The 9,446-nt window shown below is 50.0% G+C and carries 11 protein-coding genes and 1 tRNA gene; 2 read left to right on the plus strand and 10 right to left on the minus strand.

Features of this window, described 5'->3' with window-relative positions; all coding sequences use genetic code 11:
- Positions 1-58: 58 nt before the first annotated feature.
- The 9 genes from BM258_RS15505 to BM258_RS15545 all read right to left on the minus strand — a co-directional run bounded on the left by BM258_RS15505 (position 59) and on the right by BM258_RS15545 (position 6,974).
- Entirely contained in the window at positions 59-1,393 is a 1,335-nt protein-coding gene (locus BM258_RS15505) for a TrkH family potassium uptake protein (RefSeq protein ID WP_175528094.1), read from the minus strand.
- Positions 1,394-1,398: 5 nt separating this feature from the next.
- Entirely contained in the window at positions 1,399-2,067 is a 669-nt protein-coding gene (locus tag BM258_RS15510; protein WP_090073783.1) for a potassium channel family protein, read from the minus strand.
- 82 nt (positions 2,068-2,149) lie between these two features.
- Entirely contained in the window at positions 2,150-3,190 is a 1,041-nt protein-coding gene (locus tag BM258_RS15515; protein ID WP_244544721.1) for a quaternary amine ABC transporter ATP-binding protein, read from the minus strand.
- Positions 3,187-4,023, minus strand: a complete 837-nt coding sequence (gene choW / locus BM258_RS15520; RefSeq protein ID WP_090073837.1) for a choline ABC transporter permease subunit — start codon at positions 4,021-4,023, stop codon at positions 3,187-3,189. The genes BM258_RS15515 and choW overlap by 4 nt, the downstream gene beginning before the upstream one ends.
- A 93-nt stretch (positions 4,024-4,116) precedes the next feature.
- Complete coding sequence (choX, locus tag BM258_RS15525) at positions 4,117-5,040, minus strand: choline ABC transporter substrate-binding protein (protein ID WP_210186770.1); 924 nt, start codon at positions 5,038-5,040, stop codon at positions 4,117-4,119.
- A 175-nt stretch (positions 5,041-5,215) separates the two neighbouring features.
- Positions 5,216-5,292, minus strand: a tRNA-Arg gene (locus tag BM258_RS15530).
- A gap of 105 nt (positions 5,293-5,397) precedes the next feature.
- Positions 5,398-5,685, minus strand: coding sequence for a hypothetical protein (locus tag BM258_RS15535; protein ID WP_090073785.1), 288 nt, complete (start codon positions 5,683-5,685; stop codon positions 5,398-5,400).
- A 198-nt stretch (positions 5,686-5,883) separates the two neighbouring features.
- Positions 5,884-6,225, minus strand: coding sequence for a hypothetical protein (locus BM258_RS15540; protein WP_090073788.1), 342 nt, complete (start codon positions 6,223-6,225; stop codon positions 5,884-5,886).
- Positions 6,225-6,974, minus strand: a complete 750-nt coding sequence (locus BM258_RS15545) for a lysozyme (RefSeq protein ID WP_090073789.1) — start codon at positions 6,972-6,974, stop codon at positions 6,225-6,227. The genes BM258_RS15540 and BM258_RS15545 overlap by 1 nt, the downstream gene beginning before the upstream one ends.
- A gap of 119 nt (positions 6,975-7,093) precedes the next feature.
- Between BM258_RS15545 and BM258_RS15550 the strand changes: the two genes are divergently transcribed.
- Positions 7,094-8,200, plus strand: coding sequence for a hypothetical protein (locus BM258_RS15550; protein WP_139229292.1), 1,107 nt, complete (start codon positions 7,094-7,096; stop codon positions 8,198-8,200).
- 55 nt (positions 8,201-8,255) lie between these two features.
- On the opposite strand, the gene BM258_RS15555 is transcribed toward BM258_RS15550, so the two are convergent.
- Entirely contained in the window at positions 8,256-9,131 is an 876-nt protein-coding gene (locus BM258_RS15555; protein ID WP_090073792.1) for a hypothetical protein, read from the minus strand.
- A gap of 39 nt (positions 9,132-9,170) precedes the next feature.
- Between BM258_RS15555 and BM258_RS15560 the strand changes: the two genes are divergently transcribed.
- Positions 9,171-9,446: transposase (locus BM258_RS15560; protein ID WP_139229285.1), on the plus strand; the 276-nt coding region annotated here is incomplete at its 3' end.

Below are 9,446 nucleotides of genomic sequence, written 5' to 3' on the forward strand. Positions count from 1 at the left end.
TGACGGTCTGTTGCTAACGATAAGAAATCGATAGGCCTAGACTATCAATTTGCATTGACTATCCCAGATAGACAGTGCCGGATGGGTAGGAAATCCGTTTTGATTTTTGGGTCGCTAGCACGAACCCGATCGTCAGAGGACCAACGCGCCCAACAAACATAATGAACATGATGATGGTGCGGCCGATCTGGTCAAGATCACCAGTGACGCCTCTGGAAAGACCTACCGTTCCGAATGCAGATACGGTTTCAAAGGCGATATCCAGAAAGTTCCCTTCGTGGAACACAAGCATCACAAACATGCTCGATATAATCAGGGCAAGTGACACCATGGCCAGCGCCAGAACCTTCATGATTTGATCGGCGCCGAGCCTGCGTCCGAAAATGTCGATGGCTGTTTGGCGCTTGAAGAAGGCGATGGTAGCCAACAAGAGCACGATGAAAGTCGTGACCTTGATCCCTCCACCGGTGGACGTACTGCCGGAGCCTATCACCATCAGGATCATGAACATCAGAGTGGTGCTGTCATTAAGGGAGGCCATGTCGACGGTGTTAAAGCCCGCCGTTCTAGGGGTTGCCGCCTGAAACAGACTGACAACAAGCTTGGTTCCCCAATTCATTCCACCCAGTGTCTCGGGATTGTTCCACTCCATCAAGGTGAATGCCAGAGTTGAGAATACGAGCAGAATAGCAGTGCCAAAGAGCATCAGCTTGGTGTGCAGTGAGTATTTGCGCCATGAGCGCAGCTGCCAGACATCTGCAATAACCGTAAAGCCCAGTCCGCCAATTACAAAGAGCAGTATGATTGTCAGGTTCAGCAACGGATTCCCCGCCCATTGACTGAGGCTATCAGAATAGAGTGAGAAACCGGCATTGTTGAAGGCGGAAACCGAGTGGAACACCGCACTCCATGCCCCTTGAGCCACGCCCAGATCTGGAATGAAGACAATGGAGAGAACAAGTGCGCCGACCAACTCACATAGAAGCACTATGCGTATGATGACCTTTGTCAGGGCCATGAGATCAGTTGCCGAGGTCTGATTGAGGTCTTCTCGTAAATAGATGCGATTGGAAAAGCCTATGGGAAGGCCGAGCATGGAAAGGATGAGGACCGCAAATGTCATCAAGCCCAATCCACCTAGCTGGATCATGCTGCAGATAATGATCTGGCCATAGATCGTGAAGTCCCTGCCCGTATCGAGCACGGCAAGACCTGTGACTGTGACCGCTGACGTGGCGGTAAATATCGCATCAGACCAGCCAATGGGCGCCACCGTCGCGACGGGCAGCTTGAGGCCGATGGTTCCAGCTACGATGAGGGAGGCATAAAGCAGGACGAGCACCAACGGTGGCGGCAATTGCGTCGCTTTGCGTTTACTGTGCGATACGACCATGATTGTCAGCTCCGGGCACGCAGAGTGTCTCCAAACTGTCTCAAGTTGGCGCGTTTGCCCAGCAGAAGCAGCTTGTCGCCTTCTTTGAGGGTTGCCTGTTGGTTTTCGCCTGAAAAATATTGGCTTTCCCGCATGAACCCGAGTACGCGCAACTCTCCGTGGTTAAACCAGTCCGGATCTGATATGGATTTGCCATCCAGTACTTCGGGAACCTTAAAGTCGACCACATGGAAACCATTGCCAAGGCTGACATAATCACGCACCTGCGGATTGTGGAGCATTTGCGCAATATGCTGACCGACTTCCTGTTCAGGCAGAATGACGCGGTCCGCCCCGAGGCGCGATAGAATTCTGTGGTGGGTTTTGTTGAGGGCCTTCACCCATATGGTTTCCACGCCGAGAAGTTTGATGTTCATGGTGCATAGGATGTTGGCTTCCAGGTCTTCGCCGATGGCAATAATCGCAACATCATAGTCGGCCAGTCCAGCTTCTTTCAGAGCTGCTTCATCCTTGCCGTCTGCAATGATGGCTTCACTCAGCGTATCAGCTAGACGGGCTACATTCTGTTCGTTCACATCGATGCCCAGCACATGATTGCCAAAATTGGCCAACTCGCTGGCGACTGTGCTGCCAAATGTGCCAAGGCCAATAACGGCAAAGCTGCGGCTCTTCATTGCATCAAACCTCAAATGGATTCATGGTTCTTCATCATAGCGATAGAAAGCGGAGAAATACAATCGTAGATCAGGCAGCGCTTTAGTTGCTATCTTCGGACAGGTGTCCCGAGAGAAGCTGCAATGCGTTGCGAGAGGATAGCTCGCCGATGATTTCTCCGTCCCGAGTAACCCCCAAAGGAGTTTGTGTGGTAACCAGATGATCCAGGCTTTCCGACAGAAGCGTATCGTGGGCGATTGTCATTTCATAGCTGCTCCGGCTGGCCTTGACCATGCCGTCACTCACCCTGAGAACGCCCAGGGGATTCATGTTGGCAACAAAGTCCGAAACATAAGCATCGGCTGGTTTGGAAAAAATCGTTTGTGGCGTGCCGATCTGCTTTATGAGGCCCCCTTCCATGATGGCAATCCGGTTGCCAAGCTTAAAGGCTTCATCCAGATCATGACTGACAAACAGGATCGTACGCTTTAACTTTTGCTGCAGGTCGAGCAACTCATCCTGCAGCTTGCAACGGATCAGCGGATCAAGGGCGGAGAATGGTTCATCCATCAGCAGGATCGGGGCTTGTGTAGCAAAGGCTCGTGCGAGCCCTACCCGCTGCTGCATACCGCCGGATAGCTCGCTGACCTGATTGTCAGCCCAGTTTTCCAAGCCGACGAGGGCCAGCTGTTCCAACACGGCTTCCCGCCGGTGGCGTTTGGGCATGCCGGCCAATTCAAGGCCAAGCCCGACATTCTCGGCTACCGTCCGCCAAGGTAGAAGAGCAAATTGCTGAAACACCATGGCGACGCGATTGCGCCTGATTTTACGCAACTGCATTGCGGATGCTTTGGTGACATCAAGCAGCGCATTGCCATTGTTGACATGGACTGCGCCGCGTATCACCGGGTTGAGGCCATTGACAGCGCGCAAAAGAGTGGACTTGCCAGAGCCGGAAAGCCCCATCAGCACGAAGATTTCGCCCTCCTCGACTTCCAGAGAACAATCACGCACGGCCATGAGTTGATTGGTCTTTTCCTGAATAGCAGCGCGGTCCCATTCCTTATCCATAAATGGCAAGGCGGTTTCCGGGTCGTCTCCGAAGACGATTGAAACCTGATCCAGTTTAATGGCGGTGGTCAATTTTCGCGCTTCCTGTTCAAAATGCGATCAAGGATGATCGCGACAACGACGATGACAAAGCCGCTCTCAAAGCCGAGGCTCGTATTGACCTGATTGAGCGCCCGAACCACCGGTACACCGAGCCCATCCGCTCCAACAAGTGCCGAGATCACCACCATCGACAAGGCGAGCATGATGGTCTGGTTGAGACCTGTCATGATTTGCGGCATCGCATAAGGCAATTCGGCCTTTAACAGTACATCTTTCTTCGTGCCTCCAAACGCTTTCACGGCTTCAACGAGCGTGGGCGGGGTCGACGAAATGCCCAATTGGGTCAAACGGATCGGGGCTGGCAAAACGAACACCACCGTCGCGATCAGCCCCGGCACCATACCGATGCCAAAAAAAACGATAGCGGGAATGAGATAAACGAAGGTCGGAAGGGTTTGCATCAAATCAAGGATCGGGCGCATAACAGCATAAAGGCGCGGCCGATGGGCCGCAGCAATGCCGACGGGTACTCCGAGCGCCATACACACGGCGCAAGACGAGAGGACAAGCGTCAGGCTTTCGGTGGTCTCGCGCCAGTAGCCCTGATTGAGGATAAAGAGAAATCCGACACCAACAAGCAGGCAAGTCTTCCAGCTGCGTTGCAAAATCCACGTAATGGCAACGAACACGGCAATGATGATGAGTGGATGCGGGGTGTGCAGTAACCATAGTATGCCATCGATGATATTCTCGATGGTTATGCTCATTGCATCAAGGGCGCCTTCCAGATTCCAGCGAATCCATTCAAAGATTGCGCTTGCCCAATCCCCTACGGGGATCTTGTGGGAATAGAGCCATTCCAAAGCTGGCATTCCTTATGTCTTGATGCGCTCATGTCTCAGCGTATCTTTCATTTGACGAGGCCCCGTTGTGCACGCGACCCGTCGCTTGCGAGATTACAGCCCCAGAGAATCCTTGGCTGCTGGCAAAGCGTTTTCGCCTTCGCGTGTTTTTACACCATCAAGCCATTGATCCAAAACGGAAGGATTGTCTTTCAACCAAATCTTTGCGGCTTCTTCCGGCTTGATGCCGTCATCCAGAATATAGCCCATAATCTCATTCTCCATTTTCAGGGAGAATTCGAGATTGTTCAGCAGTTTGCCCACATTGGGGCATTCTTTGACATAACCTGCACGGGTGTTGGTGTAAACTGTTGCGCCGCCGTAATTTTCTCCGAAATAGTCATCGCCTCCGCTTAGATAGGTGAGCTTGAAGCTTGAGTTCATCGGATGAGGCTCCCAGCCGAGGAAAACGACCGGCTTATCGCGCTTGGAAAGGCGCTGAACCTGACTGAGCATGCCCTGTTCGGAGCTTTCGCGCAGTTTGAAATCGCCAAGATCAAAGGCATTCTTCTCGATCATGGACATGATCAGACGGTTGCCGTCATTACCCGGTTCGATACCGTAGATCGTATCCTTCAACGCGTCGCCATGTTCGGCAATGCTGTCAAAACTCGTAATGCCCAACTTTGCTCCGGCTTCGTTGGTGGCGAGCGTATATTTCGCGCCCTCTAGGTTGGCGCGAACGGTATCCACTGTCCCCTTTTCTTGATAGGGCTTGATGTCAGCTTCCATCGTGGGGAGCCAAGTACCCAAAAAGACGTCTACCTTGCTTTCCTCCAGCGAAATATAGGTAACAGGCAAGGAGAGCATACGGGTCTCTGTTTTATAGCCAAGGGCCTGCAACACTGTTGCCGTTGTTGCCGTTGTTGCCGTAATGTCTGTCCAGCCCACATCCGAAAATGTCACTTCAGAACAATCTGCAAAAGCTGCGGATGTCGACATGATTAAAATGGTTGTGGCAGTAGACAGTTTCATCATTCTTTCTCTTTTCCAAATCGGTCCCAAATTTTTCGCAATGCTATTGATTGCGGCCTCGATAAACAAGGGACACCATAAAGAAATTGAATGTCTATTTGATAATCCGGCAATGGTGTACGCATGCCCCAAGGCGCATGAATGCAGCATCACGGCAGAATGACCATGGGAAAAGAAGTGGTGACCCCTGCAGGATTCGAACCTGCGACCTGCTGATTAGAAGTCAGCTGCTCTATCCAACTGAGCTAAGGGGCCATCTTTTTGATATTACTTAACTTTCTGTTCTTTTCAATCTCTTCGTGAGACCTGAATTATATGGTCTCATGTCTCATATGAGACTTTTTGAGATTGAAGCCCCTTTTAAGGTTGTCTGTATCGGTTTTCAATTAGATTTTTCAGATCCTTTATGTCCTGTGAAAGACTATCGATTTTTGTCTCCAAAATTGTCACGCGACGGTCTTGGGATAAAACCTGTTGAGACTGCTTGATCAGCTGATCATACTTGGCTTCAATCGCCACCATACGCCCCTCAAGACTGGCAGCCCACCAAACAGCGGCCATGGCCTGAAGAGCTAGAGCGAGCAGCAGTGGCAAAGGAACGCGGCGATCTATGCGCCAGGCTTCCATGTTGGTATCGGTCGCGCTCATTTGATGACTTCCTCTTCGTATAGAGCTCTTACTTGATTGTAGAATTTGACTGTGTCGCGGTGGCGATTGCTGCAAAGGGCCAGAAACTTCCTTTGTGTAGCGAGCTCCACACGCACGTCGCGCCCTGCCCTTACACCCGGATCCTTGCAAAGCGTGGCTAGATCTGCAGGCAACACCGGCAAGGATGGATCAAGTGGCTTATCTGATTTCTTGCAAGCGCTGAGCATCGGCAGCAGAAAGAACACAAGTGCCAGCATCTTCCAATTGGGCTTCATAGTCCTCAACCTTCTGTTCGAGGGTGATAGCTTGAGCATCTCGCACCTGTGCTCGCTGTACGGCGGTTTCCAGCGCTTTCTTATTGATCTCTATGTCTCGCTTGAGATTTGCATTCTCTGCTTCCAGGGCTGCTGTCTGACAGGCCTGAGAAGCGATCCAGTGCCCCTTCCAATAAGCGAAGGTGTGGGAGGCAAGGAGAAAAGCAAATCCAGCGCATGCCAGGATCACACGCCAGTTTGAGAAGAGAGAAAGGATCCAGGTCATCACAGCCCATCCATGCAATATGCTTTTTCTCGCGTTCGACGACTGACCAATCCGCGAATGACACGGCCGCCAGCCTTATTCCACCAGGTTAGCGCCTGACACCCGCCCTTGATGTTGCCGGCATTCAATCGGCGTGTCGCAGTGCTGCGTCCGATCGCATAAACACCGGCATTATAAGCAAGGCTCACATAGGCCGTATCTCGCTTGGAAGTGAGGCGCCTTGCTTTGGTCGTGTCCGTGAAGTATCGATGAAGCTTGGAGCGGTATTCCGCCACTTCTGCCCTTAGCAGATCCCGACATTCAGTCACCGTCCTGCGCATGCCTGGATAAACACCCCGCGTTGAGCCACTACAGATCGTCCAAACACCGACAATATCCTTGTAGGCAACAAGCCGCTCTCCTTCCTCCTGGGCGATGAAAGGCACGGCCACGGCCAGTGTGTCCTTTTCGCTGACAGGAGCGGCAAGGACGCGCCCAGCCAACAGGAGGGCAAGTAGAAAGACGATCAAGACAATGCCGGCAATGCGCATCCATTCACGCACTACCGAAAGTTTCTGTTGATAGAGACGACCAGCAAGACCCGCGACCAGAAACAGAACTCCAAGCCACCAAGCCACAGCGGGGTTATAGTCCTGCCCTGTTGCAGCATACCAGATTTCTGGGACGATCATCAGGAGCAGCCCAATCACTTGCATCCAGAAAGAAAGAGATGTTGCGACAACGCGCCGCCAGTCAGTTACGAGTTCCATGGGTGTCTCCGATTAAAAGACCAGCCGTAGTAAAGCCACCTTATGGCAGCTTGGTTGCATTTCTTATTGTTTTTTAATTTTAAACTTATTATGTGTTGGTCAAATGGGAGTTATTATTAATGCGTGTTATTTGTCATATTGGCCACCACAAAACCGGAACCAGTTCTCTTCAAACTTTTCTCTCTCAAAATTCATATCAGCTACTGAAGCATGGCATTTATTATCCATGGACTGAATCGCAAGGCGCTTCCTATGCACTCAAAAAAGCCATGTCGGGGAAAGATACAAAAGAGATCCCTTCTTGGAACATTCGAGAAGCACATAATGCACTTGCTTTCAGGATGATGACTGATAACGTCAAAGACTGGCGCGTCCCCTCCTTCCATCCTAATATCCCGCATTCGAACCAAATTTTAGTGAGCCTGCACAATCAGCTTGAGGCTGTTCAACCCGATGTCTCTGTTATCTGTTCAGAGGTCATGTCAAATTTCGGGAGACTTGCACCAAACCTAATTAACCGTCTCAGAAAAGCCTTACGCCTTGCTGATGATTTTACTCTCTGGTGTACGCTTCGTCGTCCCGATGAGCAGGTCGTTGCATGGCATGGCCAAGCGATACGCGCAGGAGAAACTCCTGTGAAGTTGCAAAACCTAAAACATGGTGTAAATTATAACGGCATACATTTTAACTATTTGGATGTAGTGAGACCGTGGATTAGTCGAATTCAAGACTGTAAAATTATCCTTCGTCCATATCGCGAAGTGCTGCAACAAGGCGGGTCCGTCGAAGACTTTTTCGCGGAGCTCCCTGTGCAAAGCGACTGTCTAATTCCCGTTGAAAAGATGAATGAGAGCATCGCGCCAGGCGCCTTGGCCGTTATCCGCGATGTCAATGCAAAGCTTGGACAAGGCCACTCTGAGCCGATCCGCCAAAAGCTGATTGACCTATCCTGCAACATGTCTTTGCTATCGTCCAAGCAGGTTGAGCTTTTGGGGCAAGAGCAAAGACAAGTCATGTTTGAGAAGTTCAAGCCAATTCATCAATGGCTCTCTGACACATCCGGCAGAGATATGTTTTTCACTGACATTGAAGAGATGCTGGAATGCAAGCCGATCTCTGAGGACGAAGCAAAGCGGCAGTTTCTTGACCTTCTGACTGATGAAGTCATTAAGCAGCTTTGGAGCGAAGAGGGCCGCAGAGTCTTGACCAGCCTGAAATACGGATGAGTCTTTCCTAGAAGAATATGTTTTTAAAAGTTTGCTTTTGGGTTCAGTTTTACCTCTATATGAAATCCCAATTCCCGCCTTGGTGCGCATCCTTAACTAGTCTCATAAATATTCGATTTATGCTTTTTTCAAACTGAATGTTTTCTGATAAATTCGCCTTCCTGTTCATCCTCATGTCCATCGGAGATCCATAAGCCAAGAGATCCACACCATATCGCTCTCTTAACCGCTCATTGGAGGCCCTATAATGCGAAGCTATTCTGGAAACCTGTGGCGGCTCGTACCTCTCCAAATTTTGATCGAGGTTTAATTTGTTGAGTGCATGCGTCAAGCGATGTCTATTTACTCTCGGATACATTTGAGAAAAGCGCCTAATAATTTCTGCTTTCTCATAAGAGATGCTTTGATTTTGGCGAACTTCCGCAAACTCAAAATTCGGGACAACTCCAAATATTTGAACCATAGAAGATATAAAATTTTGTCTTTCCTTCAATATATCAAAATCCAAAACTATTATGTTCTCTTTCCCGAATACCCCAGCCCAAAAATCTAACGTTTCATCGAACGTTGCAAGCTTGACTATTTTGGGGTCCTTTATAAACTCTTGGAAGGTCTGGCTTATTTTTCGACCATTTTCTTTTATGAACTGTAGGTACAGAGACTGAAGAAATTTATCTTGTCTGCGAACACACATCACTATTTTGGCCTGCCCCAAATTCTTCAGAAACTCTAGTTTTTCTGGAATTTTACGATCAGGGACACTAAGCGACTCCTCCGAGATCACAAAAGATTTAGCTTCTGATCCTAATATTTCCTCTGTCGCTATGGCCTTCAAGTCAATGTTTTGCCAACGTTCGTATCTATCGCGGTTGTGGAATGCGCAATGGCAGTAATCGAAAAAGCCAGAGCTGGTCCCAGGCATTTGGACCATGTGTTAAGGTGGATCGCCTGAACAGAAAGACGATCCGAAATGACGAAGAGAAAACGCTACTCTGCCGACTTCAAGGCCAAGGTTACGCTTGAAGCAATCCGCGAAGAATTGACGCTTTCAGAGCTGTCGAAGAAGTATGATGTCCATCCCAACATGATCAGCGCTTGGAAGCGAACTGCGATTGAGAATATGGCGTCAGGCTTTTCAAAGGGCAAGGAAACCGAGCATCAGGGTAATGATGCCGAGATTGCCCGGCTGCATGCCAAGATCGGCCAATTGGTTGTGGAACGAGATTTTTTATCGGAAGCCTCTGTT

The sequence above is a fragment of the Cohaesibacter marisflavi genome (genome assembly GCF_900115225.1).
In the GTDB taxonomy this organism is placed as follows: domain Bacteria; phylum Pseudomonadota; class Alphaproteobacteria; order Rhizobiales; family Cohaesibacteraceae; genus Cohaesibacter; species Cohaesibacter marisflavi.